Origin of the sequence: Pseudomonas sp. PMCC200344 (assembly GCF_030053095.1) — a bacterium.
In the GTDB taxonomy this organism is placed as follows: Bacteria; Pseudomonadota; Gammaproteobacteria; order Pseudomonadales; family Pseudomonadaceae; genus Aquipseudomonas; species Aquipseudomonas svalbardensis.
This window is the reverse complement of the sequence record NZ_CP125618.1, coordinates 596,695-619,364: the sequence shown is the minus strand read 5'-3', so window position 1 is coordinate 619,364 and position 22,670 is coordinate 596,695. Positions and strand designations below refer to the sequence as shown.

16 protein-coding genes and 2 tRNA genes are annotated in these 22,670 nt (G+C 59.4%); 7 read left to right on the top strand and 11 right to left on the bottom strand.

Features of this window, described 5'->3' with window-relative positions; translation table 11 throughout:
• Positions 1 to 270: 270 nt before the first annotated feature.
• A complete protein-coding gene (locus tag QFW87_RS02740; protein WP_008157022.1) occupies positions 271 to 858 on the top strand; it encodes a TIGR00730 family Rossman fold protein in 588 nt (195 codons plus the stop codon).
• A 68-nt stretch (positions 859 to 926) separates the two neighbouring features.
• On the top strand, positions 927 to 1,118 hold the full coding sequence (locus QFW87_RS02735; RefSeq protein WP_018928487.1) for a hypothetical protein: 192 nt from the start codon (positions 927 to 929) through the stop codon (positions 1,116 to 1,118).
• Between the two features lie 238 nt (positions 1,119 to 1,356).
• On the opposite strand, the gene QFW87_RS02730 is transcribed toward QFW87_RS02735, so the two are convergent.
• From QFW87_RS02730 to QFW87_RS02715, 4 genes are all read right to left on the bottom strand, one after another.
• Complete coding sequence (locus tag QFW87_RS02730) at positions 1,357 to 2,247, bottom strand: transglutaminase family protein (protein WP_283189753.1); 891 nt, start codon at positions 2,245 to 2,247, stop codon at positions 1,357 to 1,359.
• Complete coding sequence (locus QFW87_RS02725; protein ID WP_283189752.1) at positions 2,247 to 4,733, bottom strand: circularly permuted type 2 ATP-grasp protein; 2,487 nt, start codon at positions 4,731 to 4,733, stop codon at positions 2,247 to 2,249. The genes QFW87_RS02730 and QFW87_RS02725 overlap by 1 nt, the downstream gene beginning before the upstream one ends.
• Positions 4,734 to 4,821: 88 nt before the next feature.
• Positions 4,822 to 8,097, bottom strand: a complete 3,276-nt coding sequence (locus QFW87_RS02720; RefSeq protein WP_283189751.1) for a transglutaminase family protein — start codon at positions 8,095 to 8,097, stop codon at positions 4,822 to 4,824.
• Positions 8,098 to 8,330: 233 nt separating this feature from the next.
• Complete coding sequence (locus tag QFW87_RS02715; protein ID WP_033055554.1) at positions 8,331 to 10,634, bottom strand: YgiQ family radical SAM protein; 2,304 nt, start codon at positions 10,632 to 10,634, stop codon at positions 8,331 to 8,333.
• Positions 10,635 to 11,028: 394 nt separating this feature from the next.
• Between QFW87_RS02715 and QFW87_RS02710 the strand changes: the two genes are divergently transcribed.
• Positions 11,029 to 11,958 (top strand): transposase, encoded by a 930-nt coding sequence (locus tag QFW87_RS02710; RefSeq protein WP_283188224.1) that lies wholly within the window; start codon positions 11,029 to 11,031, stop codon positions 11,956 to 11,958.
• 112 nt (positions 11,959 to 12,070) lie between these two features.
• Here the strand turns inward: QFW87_RS02710 and dnaB are convergent, their stop codons facing one another.
• The 7 genes from dnaB to rnr all read right to left on the bottom strand — a co-directional run bounded on the left by dnaB (position 12,071) and on the right by rnr (position 19,304).
• On the bottom strand, positions 12,071 to 13,465 hold the full coding sequence (gene dnaB / locus QFW87_RS02705) for a replicative DNA helicase (protein WP_282376703.1): 1,395 nt from the start codon (positions 13,463 to 13,465) through the stop codon (positions 12,071 to 12,073).
• Between the two features lie 121 nt (positions 13,466 to 13,586).
• Positions 13,587 to 14,033 (bottom strand): 50S ribosomal protein L9, encoded by a 447-nt coding sequence (gene rplI / locus QFW87_RS02700; protein WP_003197251.1) that lies wholly within the window; start codon positions 14,031 to 14,033, stop codon positions 13,587 to 13,589.
• Between the two features lie 19 nt (positions 14,034 to 14,052).
• The gene (locus tag QFW87_RS02695) at positions 14,053 to 14,946 is read right to left on the bottom strand and encodes a hypothetical protein (protein ID WP_283189750.1); all 894 of its coding nucleotides are present in this window, start codon (positions 14,944 to 14,946) and stop codon (positions 14,053 to 14,055) included.
• Positions 14,947 to 14,982: 36 nt separating this feature from the next.
• Entirely contained in the window at positions 14,983 to 15,213 is a 231-nt protein-coding gene (gene rpsR, locus QFW87_RS02690) for a 30S ribosomal protein S18 (protein WP_002551829.1), read from the bottom strand.
• Positions 15,214 to 15,241: 28 nt separating this feature from the next.
• Positions 15,242 to 15,664 carry a 30S ribosomal protein S6 gene (rpsF, locus tag QFW87_RS02685; RefSeq protein ID WP_003217491.1) on the bottom strand — a complete coding sequence of 141 codons (423 nt, stop codon included), beginning with the start codon at positions 15,662 to 15,664 and terminating at the stop codon, positions 15,242 to 15,244.
• A gap of 245 nt (positions 15,665 to 15,909) precedes the next feature.
• Positions 15,910 to 16,677: a 23S rRNA (guanosine(2251)-2'-O)-methyltransferase RlmB gene (gene rlmB / locus QFW87_RS02680; protein WP_283189749.1), complete on the bottom strand. Its 768-nt coding sequence runs from the start codon at positions 16,675 to 16,677 to the stop codon at positions 15,910 to 15,912.
• Positions 16,674 to 19,304 carry a ribonuclease R gene (gene rnr, locus QFW87_RS02675; RefSeq protein WP_283189748.1) on the bottom strand — a complete coding sequence of 877 codons (2,631 nt, stop codon included), beginning with the start codon at positions 19,302 to 19,304 and terminating at the stop codon, positions 16,674 to 16,676. The genes rlmB and rnr overlap by 4 nt, the downstream gene beginning before the upstream one ends.
• A gap of 226 nt (positions 19,305 to 19,530) precedes the next feature.
• Between rnr and QFW87_RS02670 the strand changes: the two genes are divergently transcribed.
• The 4 genes from QFW87_RS02670 to QFW87_RS02655 all read left to right on the top strand — a co-directional run bounded on the left by QFW87_RS02670 (position 19,531) and on the right by QFW87_RS02655 (position 22,637).
• Positions 19,531 to 19,617: transfer RNA gene (locus QFW87_RS02670), tRNA-Leu, on the top strand.
• A gap of 166 nt (positions 19,618 to 19,783) precedes the next feature.
• Positions 19,784 to 19,870 (top strand) — tRNA-Leu (locus tag QFW87_RS02665).
• A gap of 191 nt (positions 19,871 to 20,061) precedes the next feature.
• The gene (locus QFW87_RS02660) at positions 20,062 to 21,072 is read left to right on the top strand and encodes an iron ABC transporter substrate-binding protein (protein ID WP_283189747.1); all 1,011 of its coding nucleotides are present in this window, start codon (positions 20,062 to 20,064) and stop codon (positions 21,070 to 21,072) included.
• Positions 21,072 to 22,637, top strand: coding sequence for an iron ABC transporter permease (locus QFW87_RS02655; RefSeq protein ID WP_283189746.1), 1,566 nt, complete (start codon positions 21,072 to 21,074; stop codon positions 22,635 to 22,637). The genes QFW87_RS02660 and QFW87_RS02655 overlap by 1 nt, the downstream gene beginning before the upstream one ends.
• Positions 22,638 to 22,670 lie beyond the last annotated feature (33 nt).

The window sequence follows — 22,670 nt, the reverse complement described above, 5'->3', positions numbered from 1 at the left end:
TGACCTGAATCATAAATTGTATACAACTTTCGGGCTATGACACCTATCGAAACAATCTACCAACCAGACGTCTGGGGCGGCCCTATCATCAGGTCGTACTCACTCATATGGAGCGTCTGTCATGTCGATCAATAGCCTGTTGTGCAGTTTGCTTGCCGCCTACGCCTGTGGCGCCAGCGGTACCTATGAAACACCTAAACGCGAAGTTTAGACCTTGGAACGCCGTGTGCCTGCCTTTACTCTGTGACCATCCTGACCATGGAGTAAGGCATGTCTTTAGCGTCCGTTTGTGTATTTTGCGGTGCCAGCACTGGCACCAACCCGGCTTATCGTGAAGCGGCTGTCGCCTTGGGGCGAGCATTGGCCGAGCGTAAGCTGACTCTGGTCTATGGCGGCGGTGCCGTCGGGCTGATGGGCATCGTCGCCGATGCTGCGCTGGCAGCCGGCGGTGAAGTGATCGGGATCATCCCGCAAAGCCTCAAAGACAAAGAAATCGGTCACAGCGGCCTGACTCGTCTGGAAGTGGTCGACGGCATGCATGCGCGCAAGGCGCGGATGGCCGAGCTCAGTGACGCCTTTATCGCCCTGCCCGGCGGCCTGGGCACACTGGAAGAACTGTTCGAAGTCTGGACCTGGGGCCAGCTCGGATACCATGGCAAACCGCTGGGGCTGCTGGAAGTGAACGGTTTTTACAGCAAACTGACGTCTTTTCTCGATCATATCGTCGGCGAAGGCTTCGTTCGCGAACCGCACCGTGACATGCTGCAAGTGAGCGAGTCGCCGCAAACCCTGCTTGATGAACTGGATGCCTGGCAGCCGACAGTGGTGCCAAAGTGGATCGAGCAAAAACCCAGCTAACGGCTGGGCATCGATACAGGGCAGAATACGCGCCGCTCAACCTCACCTTCGACCCCAGAGGATCGCCCATGGCTAAACCCAATTATTCCTTCGCCAAACGTCAGAGAGACTTGGCCAAGGAGCAGAAGAAAGAGGAAAAGCTTCAGCGCAAGAAAGCTACAGCTGAAGAAGAAGCCGCCGCACTGAACCCGGATGCAGAAGGTGAAGTGGCCGCAGAAGATGATGTTGAAGCACCGAAAGATCAGGCGCCCGACGCCTGAGACCCTCAGGGCCCGATGATCTGATCAGGCCCACCGGATCTGTGTCCAGGGTCAGCAACGATGTTGCTGACCCTCACAGGCCAATCTGAAATACCCCCTCCAGAACTGACTTGCACATCCCCATGTGGGAGCGAGCCTGCACGCGATGACGGCGGCACACTTAGCAATTATTTGACTGATACACCGCTATCGTCGGAACGCCGCCCGGAGCAGGCTCGCTCCCACAATTTGATCTGCGTTAATCCAGTGGCATCACGGTGACACGGACTTCGGGGTCATGGTTGCCGCCGCCCAAAATCACCCCACGCAACGGCGAGACATCGGAAAAATCCCGGCCCCAGGCCAAGGTGATGTGTTCCAGCGCCGGCTGCACGTTATTGGTCGGGTCGAAATCCACCCAACCGAGCACCGGGCAAAACACTGAAACCCAGGCATGTGACGCATCGGCGCCGATCAGTCGCGGCTGGCCCGGTGGTGGCTGGGTCAGCAGATAGCCACTGATGTACCGCGCCGCCAACCCACGGGAGCGCACACACGCGAGCATCAGGTGAGCGAAGTCCTGACAAACACCGCGCCGGCGCTCCAGCACTTCCACCAGCGGCGTCGCCACTTGGGTCGCCTCGGCATCGAAGGTGAACTCGCTGAAGATCTTCTCCATCAGCGCCTGTACACCCAACAGCAGCGGCCGACCCGGTGGAAAACAGCTTTCGGAAAACTCGACGAAGTTGCGCTTCAAATGCACGTAGGGCGATTCGAACCGGTAACGACACGCTTCCAGCAATTCGGGGGGAAGCGGCTGACTGCTGTAGGTCAGCGCGTTGCGGGTTTCTTCCCACGCGGGGGATTGATTGAAATCCAGCGCAGGCCGGGCCAGCACTTCGACGGTGAGCCGGGCATTGACCAGCAATTCATCGTGCGGCCGCTCGAACGCCAACCGGGTCAGCGGATTACCGAACACATCCAGTTCATCGCGGCGGGTCGTCGGGTCGGGACTGATCTGCAGTTGCTGTTCGGTGCAGCGCTGCCAGGCACACGACCGCGGCCACAGGTGCGCGAGCTGCTGAGCCAGAGAGACCGGGCTGTCGTAGTGATAATGGGTATCGTGGAGAATCTGGTAATGGGCGCTCATCAGACGGACACCGTGCGCTGGCTGACGTCATCGACATGGGCGAAATGGCGCAAGGCCAGACGATCCGACACTTGCCCGCTGGCGTCCGCGATCTCTTGCAACAGGTCGGCCAGCCCCTCAATGGCCGCCCGAACGCTGGCTTCGCCGAACAGCGAGTTCTCCAGGCATCCCAGATCGAACTGTGCCAAGCGTTCCACCAACTGTGGCAACCCCGCTTCGCGAGGCACGCCGAAGTCGTCATTCAAGCGTTTCAAGGTTCGAGTCACCAGTTTCAACTGAAACAGCACGGCGTGGGGGTTCTGCTCGTCGAGCAGCAACAGGTCAAGCACCGGGATCAGTTGCGCCACCGCCAGATACCGCGAACGGTAAGTGATGCTGCTGTTGCCCAGTTCCAGCAGCCATTCCAGGCCGGCCTGATCGAAAGCACCGGCACCGCGCAGAAATGCCGCCAGGCTGGCGCTGAGAAATTGCAGACGTTCGATCCGGCGGCCAATCATCAGGAAGCGCCAGCCTTCGTCCCGGGTCATGTCGTCGAGGGCGAAACCGGATAAAGCCGCCAGGGACATCACCAAACGGTTGAGGAAATCCAGCAATTCGCCGAAATCCGGCTCTTCGGCTTCCAGCTCCATGGCTTCGCGCTGCAACTCCACCAGCGCTTGCCAGTTTTCCCGCGAGAGCTTGCCGCGCACCTGCGAGGCCGCCCACTGCAAACGTTGCAGGTTGGAGCGCAGGCTGAACGACCAGTCATCACCGAGCAATGCCGCCAGTAAACGCTCCGACAACTCGCCTTCATCAGGCAACAACATCAACCGCTCGCCCAAGTCGACTGCCGCCTCCAGGGCTTGCGGGTCGTCGCCATCGACATACCGTGCCAGCATGATTCGCAGCAGCCGCGCGCTGTCATCACAGCGCTCGCAATAACGGCCGAACCAGAACAGGTTTTCCACCACTCGCGAAGGCAGATACGGATCCCGTCGCACCAGGTCGTGCACACCGATCGTGCGCTGGGTTTTCCATTGCTCACCGCTCGGCGGGCGATCGCCCAACACCCAGGTGTCTTTGCTCGCGCCACCACGCTGCATCGACACCACTTCGGCGTCAGCTTCGGCGGCAACCCGGGTGAGGCCGCCAGGTAGAACCCGATAACCCTCACGGCTGGCCACTGCGTACACGCGCATGCCGATGGCCCGAGGTTGCAGATGACCGTCTTCAGCCTGCCAGATCGGGGCTTGAGAGAGCTGAGCCAATTCTTGCGCAACATAGGCGTAAGGCCGGGCCTGCATGCGCTCGGCCAGTTCCTGACGCTGTTTTTCACTCAAATCGCGACCAAATATTGGCGTGAAGCTCTGTGACGGGAACGCCGGTTTGATCAACAACTTCGGCAATTTTTCCAGGGCCTGAGCCAGCACCGGTGCTTCACCGCACCACCAGGTCGCGATGGAGGGCAGAATCAGTTCTTCGCCGAACAGGAATTGATTGATCTTCGGCAGAAAGCCCAACAACCCCGGCGACTCCAGCACGCCGCTGCCGAGGGCGTTGGCCACCAGCACCCGCCCTCGACGTACCGCTTCCAGCAATCCCGGCACGCCAAGGGCCGAGTCAGTGCGCAGCTCCAGCGGATCGCAGAAGTCATCGTCGAGGCGCCGCATGATCGCGTGGACCCGGCGCAGTCCGCTCAAGGTTTTCAGGTAGACCGTGGCATCCCGGACGGTCAGGTCGCCGCCCTCTACCAGCGGGTAACCGAGCTGACGCGCCAGATAGAGGTGTTCGAAATAGCTTTCGTTGAAACGTCCCGGTGTCAGCAGCACGATCAGCGGCGCTTCGTCATCACTCGGCGCCTGACGGGCCAGGGTTTCCTGAAGCGTGCGGAAGAACCCGGCCAGGTGCTGCACTTTCAAATCTCGGTACAACTCGGGAAAGGCCCGGGACACGATGGTGCGGTTTTCCAGGGCGTAACCGGCACCGGATGGCGCTTGCGTCCGGTCCGCCGTGACCCACCAGCGACCGTCGGGTGTACGCGCCAGATCCACGGCATACAGATGCAGAAAAGCCCCGTCGGGCGGCCTGATGCCCTGACAGGGCCAGAGGAAATTGTTGTGACCGAAAACCAGCTCAGCAGGCAGCAGGCCCTCGGCGATCAAGCGTTGCGGGCCGTACAAATCTGCCAGCACAGCATTGAGCAAGCGTGCCCGCTGGGCGATCCCGGCCGATAACTGCTGCCATTCATCCGCAGCAATCACGTGCGGTAGCAGATCGAGTTCCCACGGCCGATCGGCGCCCTTGGGGTCGGCGTAGACGTTGTACGTCACGCCGTTTTCCTGGATCTGCCGGGTCAGCAGCGCCTGACGCTGCACCAATTGCGTTGGCGTGCTGCGTTGCAGTTGATCGAACAACCCCCGCCAGTGCGGGCGTACAGCACCACTGTCGTCGAGCAGTTCGTGATAAGTGCCCGCCGTCAGCGGGTAGCGGTCAAGCAGGTCAGGCATGGAAAGCTCGGCAGACAGCAAAGAACGGTCAGACTAACGCAGGCTCATGACGCCCGGATATACGAAAAATCCGAGCGTCGCGTACGGTTTAGAAACGTCGTAAATCGAGTGTCATCGGCAGCTCGTCGTTAATTTCCACATTCGGTATAGGAAGTTTCCCAGGGCTGTGTCCGATGCGGAAGAAACGCGCCATGCGCCGGCTCTCTGCCTCATTGGCGTTCACCGGCAAGCTGTCGTAGTTGCGCCCGCCCGGATGGGCGGCGTGGTACTGACAGCCACCCAGCGAACGCTGCATCCAGGTGTCGAGCAAGTCGAACACCAACGGCGCGTGGACCGGGATGGTCGGCTGCAGGCAGTTGGCCGGTTGCCAGGCGCGGAAACGCACGCCGGCCACAAATTCGCCGACCCGCCCGGTGGGTTGCAACGGCACCGGGATGCCATTGCAGGTCAGAAGATAACGCTGCGGCGCCAGGCCCGTGAGTTTGACCTGCAAGCGTTCCAGCGACGAATCCACATAACGCACCGTGCCGCCGACTGCGCCCTCTTCGCCCAGCACATGCCAGGGTTCCAGCGCCTGACGCAATTCCAGTTCGATCCCGCTGACGGCGTAATCGCCGACTTTGGGAAAACGGAACTCCAGATGTGCCGCAAACCACTCGGCGCGCACGGGATAACCGGCGGCATTGAGGTCGACGATGACGTCGGCGAAATCCTGTTCGATAAAGTGCGGCAACAGGAAACGATCGTGCAGCTCTGTGCCCCAGCGCGCCAGTTTCGGCGGCGCATAAGGCCCGCGCCAGAATCGAGCCACCAACGCCCGCAGCAACAACTGTTGCGCCAGGCTCATGCGCGCATGGGGCGGCATTTCAAAGGCGCGCAATTCGAGCAACCCCAGACGCCCCGTCGCGCCATCCGGTAAATAAAGTTTGTCGATGCAGAACTCGGCACGGTGCGTGTTGCCGGTCACGTCGATCAGCAAGTTGCGCAGCAGCCGATCCACCAGCCACGGCGCGCACTCCTCACCCGGCTCAGGCATCTGGGCGAAGGCGATTTCCAATTCATACAACGCATCATTACGCGCTTCATCGACCCGTGGCGCCTGAGACGTCGGGCCGATGAACAATCCGGAAAACAGATAGGACAAGGACGGATGGTTATGCCAATAGCTGATCAGGCTGCGCAGCAGATCGGGACGGCGTAGAAACGGTGAGTCAGCCGGTGTCGCGCCGCCCAGGACGAAGTGGTTACCGCCGCCGGTGCCGGTGTGCCGGCCATCAATCATGAATTTCTCGGTGGTCAGTCGGGTCTGGCGTGCCTCTTCGTAAAGAAACTCGGTGCGCTCGACCAGTTCATCCCACGTGGCGGACGGCTGCACGTTGACCTCGATCACCCCCGGATCGGGCGTGATGCGGAAGTTGCTCAGCCGAGGATCGCTCGGCGGCTCATAGCCTTCCAGCAACACCGGGCAATGCAATTCCTCGGCGGTGGCTTCGATGGCGCTGACCAGTTCCAGGTAATCCTCGACCCGTTCCAGCGGCGGCATGAACAGGTACAACCGCCCTTCTCGCGCTTCGGCGCAGAACGCCGTGCGGGTCAGCCAGTCGGCGGATTCGTCGAGCTTTGGCGTGCGTTCATCAGCAACCGCAGGCTCACCTTGGCTCTGAAGTTGTGCCGTATCGGGCAGTGCGGGGAAATCCTGGTTCGGGTCCACAGGATGAATGAACGGATACTCCGCCGCTTTCACCCAAGGCTGCGAGCCAAGCGGCAAGCGATAGCCCAGCGGCGAATCCCCCGGCACCAGTCGGCAATGCTCATCGCGCAGATACCAGCGGCCGCTTTGCCACTGATCACCCTTGGCGGTGCGCGCCAGCGGCAGGACCTGACCGATGACTTTGTCCAGACCCTGGCTGAAGACTTTGCGCAGGCGTGCACGCTCCAGAGGCTCTTCAAGACGCGAGTCTTCGGCGCTGACGTTCTGCGGCAAAGTGCCTTCGCGCCAGAGGTAATAGAAATTGTCTTCGTAGGCCGGAAATACAAAGCGTGTCGGAATTTTCAGGCGTTCGGCGACGCTGGCCAGAAAACGCCCGGCCAATTCGCCATTGGCACCGTAGTCTTCCTGCTCATCGGCAATCAGCGCGCTGTTGTGCCAGATCGGCACATCGTCGCGGCGCCAGTAGCAGCTCAGCGACCAGCGCGGCAATTGCTCGCCGGGGTACCACTTGCCCTGACCGAAATGGACCAGGCCTTTGGGTGCGTAGCGCTTGCGCATGCGCTGGAACAGTTCGGCGGACAGACGCCGCTTGTCTGGCCCAAGTGCCGCCGTGTTCCACTCGGCGCCGTCTGGATCGTCGATGGAAACAAACGTAGGTTCGCCGCCCATGGTCAGGCGTACATCACCCTCCAGCAGGTCGGCATCGATCTGCCGACCCAACGCCTGGATCGCCAGCCATTGGTCTTCGCTGTAGGGCTTCGTTACCCGTGGTGCTTCCCAAATCCGTTCCACCGACATTTCGTGGGTGAATTCGCACTCGCACGGTTCAACCAAGCCACTGATCGGTGCCGCAGAGCCAGGATCGGGGCTACAGGCCAACGGAATGTGTCCTTCACCGGCAAACAGCCCTGACGTCGCGTCCAGGCCGATCCAGCCAGCACCGGGCAAATAGACCTCGCACCAGGCGTGCAGGTCGGTGAAGTCCACGTCAGTGCCCGACGGGCCGTCGAGGCTTTTGACGTCGGCGGTCAGTTGAATCAGATAGCCGGAGACGAAACGCGCCGCCAGACCGAGGTTGCGCAACAGCTGCACCAGCAACCACGCGGAGTCGCGGCAGGAACCGGAGGCATGTTCCAAGGTGTGTTCGGGCGTTTGCACACCTGGCTCCATGCGGATCAGGTAGCCAATGTCTTCGCTCAGGCGCTGGTTAAGTGCGACGAGGAAGTCGACGCTGGGTAGCGGCGTGCGGTCGATGCCGTCCAGGTACGCCTTGAAATTCGGCGTCAGGGGCAAGGTTTCCAGGTACGGTGCCAGTTCCTTGCGCTCATCCGCGGCGTAGGTGAACGGGATCTTTTCCGCGTAGGGCTCAAGGAAGAAGTCGAACGGATTGAAGACCGCCATCTCTGCCAGCAGATCGACTTCGATCCGCAGTTCATCGGTTTTCTCCGGGAACACCAATCGCGCCAGGTAATTGCCCTGGGGGTCTTGCTGCCAGTTGATGAAGTGCTGCTCCGGCGAGACTTTCAGCGCGTAGGACAGTATCCGCGTGCGACTGTGGGCGGCCGGGCGCAGGCGAACGATCTGCGGACCGAGCTCGACGGCGCGGTCGTAGCGGTAATGCGTGACGTGGTGCAATGCGACATGAATCGACACGGCGTGCCTCCTGCGAGCCTTAAGCGTATTGGAAAGCGCGCAAGACTTATGCCATCCAGCAGCGCTGGCGCTTTCTCCGGTTGCTTGAGGCAGTACAGCACCAAAATCGGGCGATGCGGGAATTTGGTTTGGGGGAGTTGCACGGAAATGTTGCGGAGGGAGGGCTGGGAACGATCAGCAGACAAAAAAAACGCCAACCCGAAGGTTGGCGTTCTGTTCAGCTCAAACGTGGCTTAGCGCGGCACTACCGGCTTACGCGCAGGCTTGGGCCCTTTGCCTTTGGCCGCGTCCTTGCGATCCTTGGCCGCCTGCTGGTTGCGGGCGAATGCCGCTGCCTTGGCCTGTTCACGCTTGTCCCACGGGTTGCCGCCATCGCTGGCGCGCGGTGGCAAGCCAGTGTGCTGGGTCAGGATCTTGGTGGTCTTTTCCCCTGCCACTTTATGGCTGCCGGCCGGTGTCGAGTTCTTGCGACGGGCGCTCTGGTAGCTGTCGGTCGCCGGTTGGTGCAGCGGGATCAACTGGTTCTTGCCCGGCCCGATCAGGTCGGCGCGGCCCATGCGAGTCAGCGCTTCACGCAGCATCGGCCAGCCTTTCGGGTCGTGATACCGCAAGAACGCCTTGTGCAGACGACGCTGTTCTTCGCTCTTGACGATGGTCACGGCGTCACTCTTGTAAGTGACTTTGCGCAGCGGGTTCTTGCCCGAGTGGTACATCGCGGTGGCGGTGGCCATCGGCGACGGGTAGAACGCTTGCACCTGGTCGGCACGGAAGCCGTTCCCCTTGAGCCACAAGGCCAGGTTCATCATGTCTTCGTCGGTGGTGCCCGGGTGAGCGGCGATGAAGTACGGAATCAGGTACTGCTCTTTCCCGGCTTCCTTGGAGTACTTCTCGAACATGCGCTTGAACTTGTCATAGCTGCCGATGCCCGGTTTCATCATCTGATTGAGCGGACCTTCCTCGGTGTGTTCCGGGGCGATCTTCAGGTAACCACCAACGTGGTGGGTCACCAGCTCTTTGACGTATTCCGGCGACTCGACTGCTAGGTCGTAGCGCAGACCGGAAGCGATCAGGATCTTCTTCACACCCGGCAAGGCACGGGCGCTGCGATACAGCTGGATCAGCGACGAATGGTCGGTGTTCAGGTTCGGGCAAATGCCCGGGAACACGCACGAAGGCTTGCGGCACGCGGATTCGATTTCCGGGGTCTTGCAGGCGATGCGGTACATATTCGCGGTCGGGCCGCCGAGGTCGGAAATGACGCCGGTAAAGCCGGGGACCTTGTCGCGGATCTCTTCGATTTCGCGAATGATCGACTCTTCGGAACGGTTCTGGATGATCCGGCCTTCGTGCTCGGTGATCGAGCAGAAGGTGCAGCCGCCGAAGCAGCCACGCATGATGTTCACCGAGAAGCGGATCATGTCGTATGCAGGGATCTTTTCCTTGCCGTACGCCGGGTGCGGAATGCGCGCATAGGGCATGCCGAACACGTAGTCCATTTCTTCGGTGGTCATCGGAATTGGAGGCGGGTTGAACCAGACGTCGACTTCGCCGTGCTTCTGCACCAGCGCACGGGCGTTGCCCGGGTTGGTTTCCAGGTGCAGCACGCGGTTGGCGTGAGCATAAAGAACCGCGTCACCGCGGACTTTCTCAACCGAAGGCAGACGGATCACGGTCTTGTCGCGAGTCATTTTCGGGCTCGCCAGAATCTGCACGACCTTGGCTTCGCTCGGGTCTTCAACCGGACCCTTTTCCTGCTCGATAGCGCAAGCCTGGGTGTCCTGGGTGTTGACGTACGGGTTGATGATCTTGTCGATCTTGCCCGGACGGTCGATGCGCGTGGAATCGACTTCGTACCAGTCTTTCGGCGTGTCGCGACGGATGAACGCGGTGCCGCGCACATCGGTGATGTCTTCGATCTTGTGACCGTAGGACAGACGCTGGGCGACTTCGACGATCGCACGCTCGGCGTTGCCGTAGAGCAGGATGTCGGCACAGGCGTCGATCAGGATCGAGTTGCGAACCCGGTCCTGCCAGTAATCGTAGTGGGCGATGCGGCGCAGGGAAGCTTCAATGCCACCGAGAACGATCGGCACGTTTTTGTAGGCTTCCTTGCAGCGCTGGCTGTAAACCAGGCTCGCGCGATCCGGACGTTTGCCCGCCAGGCCACCGGGGGTGTAGGCATCATCGGAACGGATTTTTTTGTCGGCGGTGTAGCGGTTGATCATCGAGTCCATGTTGCCGGCCGCGACGCCGAAGAACAGGTTCGGCTCGCCGAGTTTCATGAAGTCGTCTTTGGACTGCCAGTTTGGCTGGGCAATGATCCCGACGCGGAAGCCTTGCGACTCCAGCAGCCGGCCGATGATTGCCATGCCGAACGACGGATGGTCAACGTACGCATCACCGGTGACGATGATGATGTCGCATGAATCCCAGCCAAGCTGATCCATCTCCTCCCTGCTCATCGGCAGGAATGGCGCTGGACCGAAACATTCGGCCCAGTACTTGGGATAGTCAAATAACGGCTTGGCTGTTTGCATGACGATGACCGGTGTTGAGATGAAAAATCGCGGGCGCGGAATATAGCACAAAAAATAACCAATTCCGACGGCTATGGTCGGAAATTGCGCGTAACCCATGTGGGAGCGGGCTTGCTCGCGAAAGCGGTACATCAACCAACATTGATGTCGACTGACACTCCCTCTTCGCGAGCAAGCCCGCTTGTGTCTTGCGCAGGAATTAGACTGAGGATGAGAGCGGTGAATGGCAAGCTGAATGCCCGGAGTGCTTAAAGCACGTGTGGGAGCCCATGCTGCCATTCACCTCTCCACTCTGGTTATTGAGCCCGAACAGTTGAACGAGCCTACCTCGAACATTTACAAGCGTGGTGCCCAGCCAGAGTGCTCTCACCTTTGAGTGTAAGAGGATTCAGCTATGTTTTCCTGCGCAGGCATCGACGTTGCCAAAGATACTCTTGAGGTTCGGATTAACCCGCAAGACGTTGGCGCAAGTTACCTCAATACCGCCAGTGACTTCCTTGCGCTGATTGATTGGTTAAAGCGCTACCAGGTCAACCGCGTATTGCTGGAAGCCACCGGCGGCTATGAGCGAGAGGCCATGAAAGCGCTTCAGGCCGCGGGCTTCGAAGTCTTGCGGATCAACCCTCGTCGCGCCAAGAACTTTGCCAAGGCGATGGGGCAGCACGCTAAAACCGACCCGATAGATGCGCGACTTCTCGCGCAGTTTGCAGAAGTCATAAAGTCGCCAAGCAACCGCATCACCAGCCCTGAACAGGACAATTTGCGTGCGCTGGTACAGCAACGTGAAAACTTTGTTCAGCAGCAAAGCGATGATATTCGGCGCCTCAAAACAGCCTCTGTAGACCGGGTAAAACCCTGTCTGCAGAGGCATATCGACTATTTATGCCAAGCAATAAAGTCGATAGAGAAGTTGATCCGTCAAAGTGCCCAAGACCTGGACAGTGATAAAATAGCCCGTTTGTGCTCGGTCAAGGGAATAGGGCTCGTGACGGCAGCCAGCTTAATGGCCTATTTGCCTGAGCTGGGCGAGGTTGGACGGCACGAGATTGCAGCGCTGGCAGGCATAGCCCCCTACAACGATGACAGCGGCAAGCATGAAGGTCCGCGCCATATTAGCGGCGGCAGGTTTGCTGCGCGTCGCGCGATGTACATGGCGTGCTGGGTGGTGATTCAGCGACAGCCTGAGTTCAAAGCGCGGTATGACGCACTGCGTCGTAAGGGCAAATGCGCAAAAGTAGCGCTCATCGCCTGTATGCGCGTGCTGCTGATACGACTAAACGCCATGATCCGAGACCGAACTGAGTGGAAACAACCCTTGGCCTAAAACGGGTCGCGGTGTTCCTGTAGGGCATCGCATGGCGTAAAGCTGTGGGAATTCAGCTGTCTATCAATATGCCTTCAAAATAAAGATCACCAAGACAGTTGCTCCCACAAGGTTACTCGTCGTCGAAGTTATAGCTGCCCGGCGCCAGGTTTTCGAAGCGGGTGTACTTACCGATGAACGCCAGGCGTGACGTACCGATCGGACCGTTCCGCTGCTTGCCGATGATGATCTCGGCGATGCCTTTGTGCTCCGTTTCCGGGTGATACACCTCGTCCCGGTACACGAACATGATCACGTCGGCATCCTGCTCGATCGCTCCGGATTCCCGGAGGTCGGAGTTGATCGGGCGTTTGTTCGGGCGCTGCTCCAGGGAGCGGTTGAGCTGGGATAACGCCACCACCGGGCAGTTGAATTCCTTGGCCAGGGCTTTCAAGGAACGGGAGATCTCGGAAATCTCGTTGGTCCGGTTGTCACCGCTCGAACCCGGGATCTGCATCAATTGCAGGTAGTCGATCATGATCAGGCCGACATCGCCGTGCTCACGCACCAGACGCCGAGTCCGCGCTCGCATTTCCGAAGGGCTGATACCGGCCGTATCGTCAATGAACAGCTTGCGATCGTTGAGCAAGTTGACCGCCGAGGTCAGGCGCGGCCAATCGTCGTCGTCCAGGCGACCGGCACGAACTTTGGTCTGATCGATCCGACCAAGGGACGACAGCATACGCATGATCAGCGATTCGCCTGGCATTTCGAGCGAGTAGACCAGTACGCACTTGTCGCTGCGTAACACGGCGTTTTCCACCAGGTTCATCGCAAAGGTGGTTTTACCCATGGATGGACGGCCGGCGACGATGATCAGGTCGGACGGCTGCAAGCCGCTGGTCATGCCGTCGAGATCGGTGTAACCGGTGGAGAGGCCCGTAATCGCGTTGTCAGTGTTGAACAACGTATCGATACGGTCGATGGCCTTGGTCAACAGGTCATTCACGCTCACCGGGCCGCCGGTTTTTGGCCGGGCCTCGGCGATCTGGAATATCTGGCGTTCGGCTTCGTCGAGAATCTCTTCAGCCGAGCGGCCTTCCGGGTTGAAGGCGCTGTCGGCGATTTCGGTGGCGATGCCGATCAACTGCCGCAACGTTGCTCGTGCGCGAACGATCTGCGCATAGGCCTTGATGTTGGCGACGGACGGCGTGTTTTTCGCCAGCTCACCAAGGTAACCAAGGCCGCCGACCTGCGAGGTCTGACCTTCCTTGTCCAATTGCTCGGCAAGGGTCACGACGTCGATCGGCGAGTTCTGGTCGGCGAGCTTGGCGATCGCGCGGAAGATCAGACGGTGGTCATGCCGATAGAAATCGCCGTCGGAGACTTGATCGAGCACGCGTTCCCAGGCGTTGTTGTCCAGCATCAGACCACCGAGCACGGCCTGTTCGGCCTCGATGGAATGCGGCGGCACCTTCAGGGAAGCGGTTTGCAGATCGTATTGCTCGGGAGCGGAGATATCGTTCATGGCCACTTGAATAGTTTTGTGAAAATCAGGAACTGCAGAAAGACAAAGGGCACGACCTGTAAACAGGATCGTGCCCGATGTTACCGGCAAGCACCCGAGGGTGCCAGCCGACAAGTGCTGCTTAAGCTGCTACCACGACAACGCGTACGGTGGCTTCAACTTCGGCGTGCAGGTGCACGGCTACGTCGAATTCGCCTACGTTGCGGATGGTGCCGTTCGGCAGACGAACTTCGCTTTTTGCAACTTCAACGCCAGAGGCGGTCAGTGCATCAGCGATGTCGTGAGTACCGATCGAACCGAACAGCTTGCCTTCGTCACCAGCGGTGGCAGTGATAGTCACTTCCAGCTCAGCCAGTTGGGCGGCACGGCTTTCAGCCGAAGTTTTACGATCTGCTGCGGCTTTTTCCAGCTCAGCGCGACGCTCTTCGAACGCAGCCAGGTTGGCAGCGGTCGCAGCGGTAGCTTTGCCGTAAGGCAGCAGGTAGTTACGACCGTAACCAGCCTTAACGTTCACTTTGTCACCCAGGTTGCCCAGGTTGGTGACTTTTTCCAGAAGGATCAGTTGCATGTGAAAATCCTCTTAACTTTTAACCTTCACCGTTCGCGCTATCGACGTCTTTCGGCGTCGAACGACCGCGAAAATCAATCAGGCTGTCGACGATGGCCAAGACCACCAGCAACGGATAGATCAGCTGCATGAACAGCAACAGCGTGACGTACAACCCCACCAGCCAAAACCTGGCCAGTCGCTTTTGCGCCACCAGCCCGTGAATCAGGGCCAGCCCGGCGAACACCAGCGGCACACTGCACAACGGCGTCAACATGGCCATCTGCGGACCGATGTTCGGTCCCAGAAGCATGAACGCCAGCAGTAACATCGCCAGCCCCAGCGGGAATCGGATGGCACGAAACTCGCGACCAAAACCACCCGGGTTGTACAACAACGCCTGCCAGTAGCGCCCGACAATCAGGCTCAGCACACTGACGATTTGCAACAAGGCCGCAATCAGGCCGGTCAGGACCGGTGCGATCAGGGACGCAAAATGCGCTTGCTCGTCTACCGACAACTTCTGGTAGACATCACCAAGTAGCGACGGCATGACTTTTATCAAAGCCTGCGCCAGCATCTCGATTTGGGGACCAAAAACCGTCCCCAGCACCACTGAAAACACCACTCCCATCGCTATGCTGACCAGCAGCACGCGGTTCCAGGACTCGCTTGCGCGCAAAACCAACGCAAGGCTCCAAGACCCCAGCAGCACCAGAAGTGCCCGTGGGTCATCGGAGTAAAGCCACCAGATCAACGCCGGCAGCAGTCCCAGAGCAAGAACACCAATGGCGTCCTTCAATCCGCGCCGCAGGAGCACAAGGCAACCAGCGGCAGCACCCAACCAATACAACAACGGCAATGTTGCGCATCCAGCCACTACCAGAGTGGCCTGCATACGGCCGCGCATGATGAACTCAGCTATGGCACGCATGCTTTCAATCCTTTGCTACGTGTCGACTGCCCGGTCTCAGCGGCCGTGGCTGTCGGTGTAGGCCAGCAGGGCCAGGAAGCGGGCGCGCTTGATAGCGGTGGCCAGCTGACGCTGATAACGTGCTTTGGTACCGGTGATGCGGCTTGGAACGATTTTGCCGGTCTCGGATACATAAGCTTTCAGAGTGTTGAGATCTTTGTAATCGATCTCTTTCACGTCTTCAGCGGTGAAGCGGCAGAATTTACGACGACGGAAGAAACGTGCCATGTAATAGGCTCCTCAAAAGGTCCGTGGATTACTCGTCAGCGTTATCGCTGTTGTCGCTGTCATCACTATCAGCGCTTTCAGCGCCTTCGTGCTCAGGACGGTCGCGACGCTCACGGCGCTCACTGCGGTTTTCTTCAGCCTTGAGCATCTCGGATTGGCCGGTAACGGCTTCTTCGCGACGGATGACCAGGTTACGGATCACTGCATCGTTGTAGCGGAAGTTGTCTTCCAGCTCGGCCAGGGCCTTGCCAGTGCACTCAACGTTCAGCATCACGTAGTGAGCCTTGTGAACATTGTTGATTGCATAGGCCAGTTGACGACGGCCCCAATCTTCCAGACGGTGGATTTTGCCGCCGTCTTCTTCGATCAGCTTGGTGTAACGCTCTACCATGCCGCCGACTTGCTCGCTTTGATCCGGGTGGACCAAAAAGATGATTTCGTAATGACGCATGAATGCTCCTTACGGGTTGTAGCCTGCCGCTCAAAAGCGGTCAGACAAGGAGTGAATGACACTTATGGACTTGCTTGCGATAGACACATGCGTGCCTGCCGTCACAGCAAGGGGCGCAATTGTAGAGAAGGGACAGAAGAGGTGCAAGGCAATTGGTGATTATTTGAACAATCAACAATTGGATGACGCGGAGCGTCGATGGATGCATTCCCACGCGGAGCGTGGGAATGCTCTATTGAGCAGGATCAGGACTTTTTGGCGGGGCCGGCAGCTTTAACGCTGCGTTGGCGCTGAGCCTCGAACAAGCAGACGCCGGTCGCCACGGAGACGTTGAGACTGCTGACGCTGCCGGTCATCGGCAGGTGCACCAAGTAGTCGCAAAGATCGCGAGTCAGGCGACGCATGCCGCTGCCTTCAGCACCCATGATCAGGATGGTCGGGCCGGTCATGTCTTGCTGATACAGACTCTGCTCAGCTTCGCCCGCCGTACCGACGACCCACAAGCCACGCTGCTTGAGTTTTTCCAGGGTGCGCGCCAGGTTGGTCACGGCGACCAACGGAATCACTTCCGCCGCACCACAGGCAACTTTCCGTACCGTCGGGGTCAGCGTGGCTGACTTGTCCTTCGGAACGATCACCGCCAGTGCGCCCGCCGCATCGGCAGAACGCAGGCAGGCACCGAGGTTGTGCGGGTCGGTCACGCCGTCGAGCACCAGCAGCAGCGGCGCGCCTTCGGTGCGATCGAGCAGCTCGTCGAGCATTGCTTCGCCCCAGACCTGGCTCGGACTCACCTCCGCGACCACGCCCTGGTGCACGCCTTCGACCCAGGCATCCAGCTCGCGACGCTCGGCGTTGCCGACGGCTACGCGATTTTCGTTCGCCAGCTGGATCAGCGTCTGGACCCGCGGATCGCTGCGGCCTTCAGCCAGCCAGATCTGCTTGACGCGTTTTGGGTGGTGACGCAGCAACGCTTCTACAGCGTGCACGCCGTAGATCTTTTCCAACTGACTCATGACTTGGCCTTCGGTTTACGCGCCCCGCCGCTTTTGGCGGCTGGAGCAGAACCCGCTTTTGGCGGGCCTTTACGGTGTTTGCTCGGTTTGGCTGGCTTGCCGCCGGGAGCCTTGTCAGGCGCCGACCGTCCGGTCTTTCCCCCAGACGCCGCTTTACCGCCACTTTTCGCTTCAGACAGCAACGCCTGCTTCATCTCACGACTTTTGCGCAACTCGGCATTTTTCGCCGCGGCATCGCTCGGGCGATAGGCCTCTGCGGCTTTTTCCTTGGCAGGACGACGACCGGTTTTCGCCGGGGCCGGCTCTGCAGCCGTTTTGGTAGCTGGTGCAGCGGTTTCAGTCCCGCGTTTCTTGCGGCCAATCGGCGCGCTGATGGTTTTTTCAGCCATCTCGAAGTCGATCTTGCGCTCATCGAGGTCGACGCGCATGACGCGTACTTCAACGGTATCGCCAAGACGGAAGCTGCGACCGGTACGCTCACCGGCCAGGCGGTGGTGCACAGGATCGAAGTGGTAGTAATCGCCCGGCAGCGCGGTGACGTGCACCAGGCCTTCGACGTAGATATCGGTCAGCTCGACGAACAGACCAAAACCGGTCACGGCAGTGATCACACCCGGGAACGACTCGCCCACACGGTCTTTCATGAACTCGCACTTGAGCCAGTTCACAACGTCGCGGGTCGCTTCGTCGGCACGGCGCTCGCTCATCGAGCACTGCTCGCCGAGCTGCTCAAGAATCGCTTCGTCGTAGGGATAGATGCGCGCTTTAGGAATGGTCATCGCGCCAGCACGGCGAACGTGCGGGGTGTCCATTTTCGAATGGATGACGCTGCGAATCGCCCGGTGCGTGAGCAAGTCCGGGTAGCGGCGGATCGGCGAGGTGAAGTGGGTATAGGCTTCGTAATTCAGGCCGAAGTGGCCCTGGTTATCAGCGCTATACACCGCCTGACTCAACGAACGCAGCATAACGGTCTGGATCAGGTGGAAATCCGGACGATCCTTGATGCTCGCCAGCAATGCCTGGTAGTCCTTCGGCGACGGGCCGTCCTTGCCTTTGTGCAGGGACAGGCCGAGCTCGCCAAGGAAAGCGCGCAGTTTTTCCAGACGCTCCGGTGGCGGGCCATCGTGGACGCGGTACAGCGCAGGGATTTCGTGCTTTTTCAGGAATTCGGCGGTGGCCACGTTGGCCGCCAGCATGCATTCCTCGATCAGCTTGTGCGCATCGTTACGAACGGTCGGACGGATTTCGGCAATCTTGCGCTCGGTCCCGAAGATGATCCGGGTTTCCTGCGTTTCGAAATCGATCGCGCCACGCACGTGACGAGCGGCCAACAGCACTTTGTACAGCGCGTAAAGCTGCTTGAGGTGCGGCAGAACGTCGTTGTACTCACCACGGAGCTGACGCGCCTCGGTGATTTTCGGCGTTTCCAGCATCGCGCTGACTTTGTTGTAGGTCAGGCGAGCATGGGAGTGAATCACCGCTTCGTAGAAGCAGTAGTCGGTCATCTCGCCGGATTTGGAGATGGTCATCTCGCAAACCATGGCCAGGCGATCGACATGCGGGTTCAGCGAGCACAGGCCGTTGGACAACTGCTCAGGCAGCATCGGCACGACGCGCTCGGGGAAGTACACCGAGTTGCCGCGAACCTGGGACTCATTGTCCAGAGCCGAACCGATTTTCACGTAGCTGGAAACGTCGGCGATCGCCACGTATAACTTCCAGCCGCCGGAGAACAGGCGCAGCTTGCCCGGCTTGGCTTCGCAGTAGACCGCATCATCGAAGTCGCGCGCATCTTCGCCGTCGATGGTCACGAACGGCAGATGGCGCAGGTCGATGCGCTTCTCTTTGTCTTTCTCTTCGACTTCCGGCTTGAGCTTGGCGGCTTCTTTCAGCACAGCCTCAGGCCAGACGTGAGGAATATCGTAGGTGCGCAGGGCGACATCGATTTCCATGCCCGGCGCCATGTAGTTGCCCACGACTTCGACCACGTCACCTTGCGGCTGGAAGCGTGGTGTCGGCCAGTGAGTGATCTTCACTTCGACGAACTGACCGATCTGGGCGTTGGCGTTACGGCCCGGCGTGACCAGCACTTCTTGCTGGATCTTCGGATTGTCCGCAACGACGAAACCAATACCGCCCTCTTCGAAGTAACGACCGACGATGGTCTCGTGGGCACGGGAGACCACTTCGACGATCATGCCTTCGCGGCGACCGCGACGGTCAAGGCCGGAAACACGGGCCAGGGCACGATCGCCATCGAACACCAGACGCATTTGCGCCGGGCTCATGAACAGGTCGTCACTGCCGTCGTCCGGGACCAGGAAGCCGAAGCCGTCACGGTGACCGCTGATGCGGCCCAGGATCAGGTCGAGCTTGTCCACCGGCGCATAGGTGCCGCGACGGGTATAGATGAGTTGAGCGTCGCGCTCCATGGCGCGCAGGCGGCGGCGCAGGGCTTCGATCTGGTCTTCTGTCGTCAGACCAAACTCTTCGACCAGCTGCTCGCGGTTAGCAGGCGAACCCCGATCAGCAAGGTGCTGAAGGATCAGTTCGCGGCTAGGAATAGGGTTTTCATATTTTTCCGCTTCACGAGCGGCCTCGGGATCGAGGGACTGCCAATCGGCCATTAGAGAGTTTTCACCTTGTCTATATGCGGGTTAGTTTGGCATAGGCGTAATGAAACGGGAAATTTCAGGTTATGACAGCCCATCTAAAGCCCTTTATCGACAGCGCGAAGCTGAATTAAATGCCACTGGTAAAATTTTCCAGGTTTTTTCGACCTCAGGGGTTTACAGTTAAAAAGACGCTCCGTATAGTGCGCGCCATCGACGAAGCAGACGCATTGTCGATAATGCCCAGATGGTGAAATTGGTAGACACGCCAGCTTCAGGTGCTGGTGACCGCAAGGTCGTGGAAGTTCGAGTCTTCTTCTGGGCACCAATTTCGAGCTTGAGATTAGATCAATTTCAAGGCTCACACAAAAACCCGCGAAAGCGGGTTTTTTGCATTCTAAGCCTCTGATTTATTAAAACTAAATCAGGGGTTTACAGATCAAAAAGCTCTCCGTATAGTGCGCCACATCAACAGCGGCAACGCTGAAGATTATGCCCAGATGGTGAAATTGGTAGACACGCCAGCTTCAGGTGCTGGTGACCGCAAGGTCGTGGAAGTTCGAGTCTTCTTCTGGGCACCAATTCAAATTCAAGGTCACGATCTTGAATTTCACAGAAACCCGCGAAAGCGGGTTTTTGCGTTTCTGGGGTTTGAGAGTTTAATCCCGGACGCTCCAGCAAAACCTTCTCGACCCCGCAAGGCGCACTTGAGAAACAATATCGTTTATCATTGTTTCAAGTTTTTGCAATGCGACAGTGAGGAACCTTGCGAATGATGTTTCGAAATACCCTGCGCCGCGGCCTGACCATAACCCTGCTCGGCCTGGCACTCGCCACTCCCCTCACCCAAGCCGCCGAACCGATTTCCCTGACACTCTATAACGGTCAACACAAAGAAGTCGGCGATGCCATCGCCAAAGCCTTCGAAGCCAAGACAGGGATTCACGTCAATGTGCGCAAAGGCAGCAGTAACCAGCTCGCCAGCCAGGTCGTCGAAGAAGGCGATCGCTCCCCTGCCGACGTGATCTACACCGAAGAATCGCCACCACTGAACAAACTCGGCGAACAAGGCCTGCTGGCACAGACCGACGCCACCACCCTAGCCGTTCTGCCGAAAGACTACGTCGCCGGCAACGGCACCTGGATCGGTGTCACCGCACGGGTCCGCGTGGTCGCCTTCAACCCTAAACTGATCGATGAAAAAGACCTGCCAAAGTCGGTCATGGAGTTCTCCGATCCGAAATGGCAAGGCAAGGTCGGCTTCGTGCCTACCAGCGGCGCGTTTCAGGAACAGGCCGTGGCGATCATCAAAGTACACGGCATGGACGCGGCCGAAGAATGGCTGACCGGTTTGCGTGCTTTCGGCAAGACCTACAGCAACAACATGGTTGCACTGAAGGCGGTGGAAAACGGCGAAGTCGCTACCGTGCTGGTGAACAACTATTACTGGTTCGCCTTACAACGTGAAAAAGGCCAGCTCGATTCGAAACTGCATTATTTCACCGGCGGCGACGTCGGCGGGCTGATCACTGTTTCCAGTGCGGCCGTGCTGAAATCCAGCAAGCACCCAAAAGAAGCCCAGCAATTCCTCGCTTACATGGCCAGCGAAGAAGGTCAGCGCGTGATCACCCAGACCACCGCCGAATACCCGCTGCACAAAGGCATGGAATCGAATCGTGGGCTCAAGCCGTTCAGCGAGCTGGAAGCACCGAAAGTCACGCCAGCCGACCTCGGCAATGCCGAAGAAGCCCTGGACCTGGAACGTGACGTTGGCTTGAACTGATGAGCGCATCGTTATCCGCCCCCGTCGCGCGCGGGGGTTATGTGCCACGGCGCAAGCGGCCATCGATCTGGCTGTTGCTACCGGTTTTGCTGCTGGTGGTGCTCAGCCTGTTGCCGCTGGCGTATGTAGGGCTCAAAACCTGGCAGGCCGGCTGGGCCGAGGCGCTGCATTTGTTGTGGCGCCCTTATGTGTTCGGCCTGCTGCGCAACACATTGGCGCTGATGGTCGGTGTGACGCTCGCCTGTGGCGTGATCGGCCTGTCGCTGGCCTGGCTGCTTGAGCGCAGCAACTTGCCCGGACGGCGCTTATGGGGCGTGATTCTGTGCCTACCGTTCGCGGTACCGGCATTTGTCAGCAGCTTTACCTGGGTCTCGCTGAGCGCTCATTTCGAAGGCTTGGGCGGCGCGATCCTGGTGATGACCCTTTCCAAGTATCCGCTGATCTTTCTGCCGGTCGCGGCGACCCTGCGCAATCTCGATCCCTCCCTCGAAGAGTCCGCCCGCACTCTGGGCCAGAATCGCTGGGGTGTGTTTTTCAGAATTACCCTGCCGCTGCTCTGGCCATCACTGCTCGCCGGTTCGCTGCTGATCGCGCTGCACATGCTCGTGGAATTCGGTGCGCTGTCGATCATTGGACTGCAAACCTTTACCACCGCGATCTATCAACAGTTCGAACTGGAATTCAGTAACGCGAATGCTGCGATGCTTTCCGCGGTTTTGCTGGCGCTGTGTCTGATACTGCTGTGGCTGGAACTGCGCGTACGCGGCAAGGGCCGACACGTGCGTACCGGCCAGGGCGCGGCTCGGCATGCGGAACAGGTTCGGCTGGGACCTTGGGCTGCTGCCGGACAACTTTACTGCCTGGCGCTGGCGATCATCGGCAGCGGTATTCCGCTCGGGATGCTGGCGTACTGGCTGGCAGTGGGTTCGTCGGCAGCATTCCCGGTGGCGGCGATCAGCGAGGCGCTGCTCTCCTCCCTGGCGTTGTCACTGGGCGGCGCGGCGCTGTGCCTGGTGCTGGCAGTGCCGGTGGGATTGCTGGTGGTGCGCCACAAGGGCCAATTGGCGATCTGGGCCGAACGCTTGCCGTATCTACTGCATGCGCTGCCAGGACTGGTGATCGCGCTGACGCTGGTGTATTTCGCCCTGCACTATGTGCCGGCGCTGTACCAGACTTCTGCGCTGCTGCTGATTGCTTATGCGCTGTTGTTTCTGCCGCTGGCGCAGGCACCGATTCGTACGGCGCTGAACAAGGCTGCGCCGCAACTGGAAGAGGCTGCACGCACGCTGGGCGCATCGTCCTTCAGTGCGTTTTGCCGGGTGACGTTGCCGATCATCTTTCCAGCGCTCGGCGCGGCGTTTGCGCTGGTGTTTCTGGATGCGATGAAGGAATTGACGGCGACGTTGCTGCTGAGCCCGACCGGACTCAATACGCTGGCGACGGAAGTCTGGGCGCATACCGCGAATGTGGAGTTTGCGGCGGCGGCGCCTTATGCGGCGTTGTTGATTTTGGTGTCGGGGTTGCCGGTTTATCTGCTTACTACCCGGATGTATTTGAGCCGCTGACATTGCCTTCGCGAGCAAGCCCGCCCCCACATT

What these genes read in the sequence shown, in the direction of transcription:
- QFW87_RS02740 (WP_008157022.1), top strand. Translation starts at nt 271, where the DNA reads ATGTCTTTAGCGTCCGTTTGTGTATTTTGCGGTGCCAGCACTGGCACC.
- QFW87_RS02735 (WP_018928487.1), top strand. Translation starts at nt 927, where the DNA reads ATGGCTAAACCCAATTATTCCTTCGCCAAACGTCAGAGAGACTTGGCC.
- QFW87_RS02730 (WP_283189753.1), bottom strand. Translation starts at nt 2,247, where the DNA reads ATGAGCGCCCATTACCAGATTCTCCACGATACCCATTATCACTACGAC.
- QFW87_RS02725 (WP_283189752.1), bottom strand. Translation starts at nt 4,733, where the DNA reads ATGCCTGACCTGCTTGACCGCTACCCGCTGACGGCGGGCACTTATCAC.
- QFW87_RS02715 (WP_033055554.1), bottom strand. Translation starts at nt 10,634, where the DNA reads ATGCAAACAGCCAAGCCGTTATTTGACTATCCCAAGTACTGGGCCGAA.
- QFW87_RS02710 (WP_283188224.1), top strand. Translation starts at nt 11,029, where the DNA reads ATGTTTTCCTGCGCAGGCATCGACGTTGCCAAAGATACTCTTGAGGTT.
- dnaB (WP_282376703.1), bottom strand. Translation starts at nt 13,465, where the DNA reads ATGAACGATATCTCCGCTCCCGAGCAATACGATCTGCAAACCGCTTCC.
- rplI (WP_003197251.1), bottom strand. Translation starts at nt 14,033, where the DNA reads ATGCAACTGATCCTTCTGGAAAAAGTCACCAACCTGGGCAACCTGGGT.
- QFW87_RS02695 (WP_283189750.1), bottom strand. Translation starts at nt 14,946, where the DNA reads ATGCGTGCCATAGCTGAGTTCATCATGCGCGGCCGTATGCAGGCCACT.
- rpsR (WP_002551829.1), bottom strand. Translation starts at nt 15,213, where the DNA reads ATGGCACGTTTCTTCCGTCGTCGTAAATTCTGCCGCTTCACCGCTGAA.
- rpsF (WP_003217491.1), bottom strand. Translation starts at nt 15,664, where the DNA reads ATGCGTCATTACGAAATCATCTTTTTGGTCCACCCGGATCAAAGCGAG.
- rlmB (WP_283189749.1), bottom strand. Translation starts at nt 16,677, where the DNA reads ATGAGTCAGTTGGAAAAGATCTACGGCGTGCACGCTGTAGAAGCGTTG.
- rnr (WP_283189748.1), bottom strand. Translation starts at nt 19,304, where the DNA reads ATGGCCGATTGGCAGTCCCTCGATCCCGAGGCCGCTCGTGAAGCGGAA.
- QFW87_RS02660 (WP_283189747.1), top strand. Translation starts at nt 20,062, where the DNA reads ATGATGTTTCGAAATACCCTGCGCCGCGGCCTGACCATAACCCTGCTC.
- QFW87_RS02655 (WP_283189746.1), top strand. Translation starts at nt 21,072, where the DNA reads ATGAGCGCATCGTTATCCGCCCCCGTCGCGCGCGGGGGTTATGTGCCA.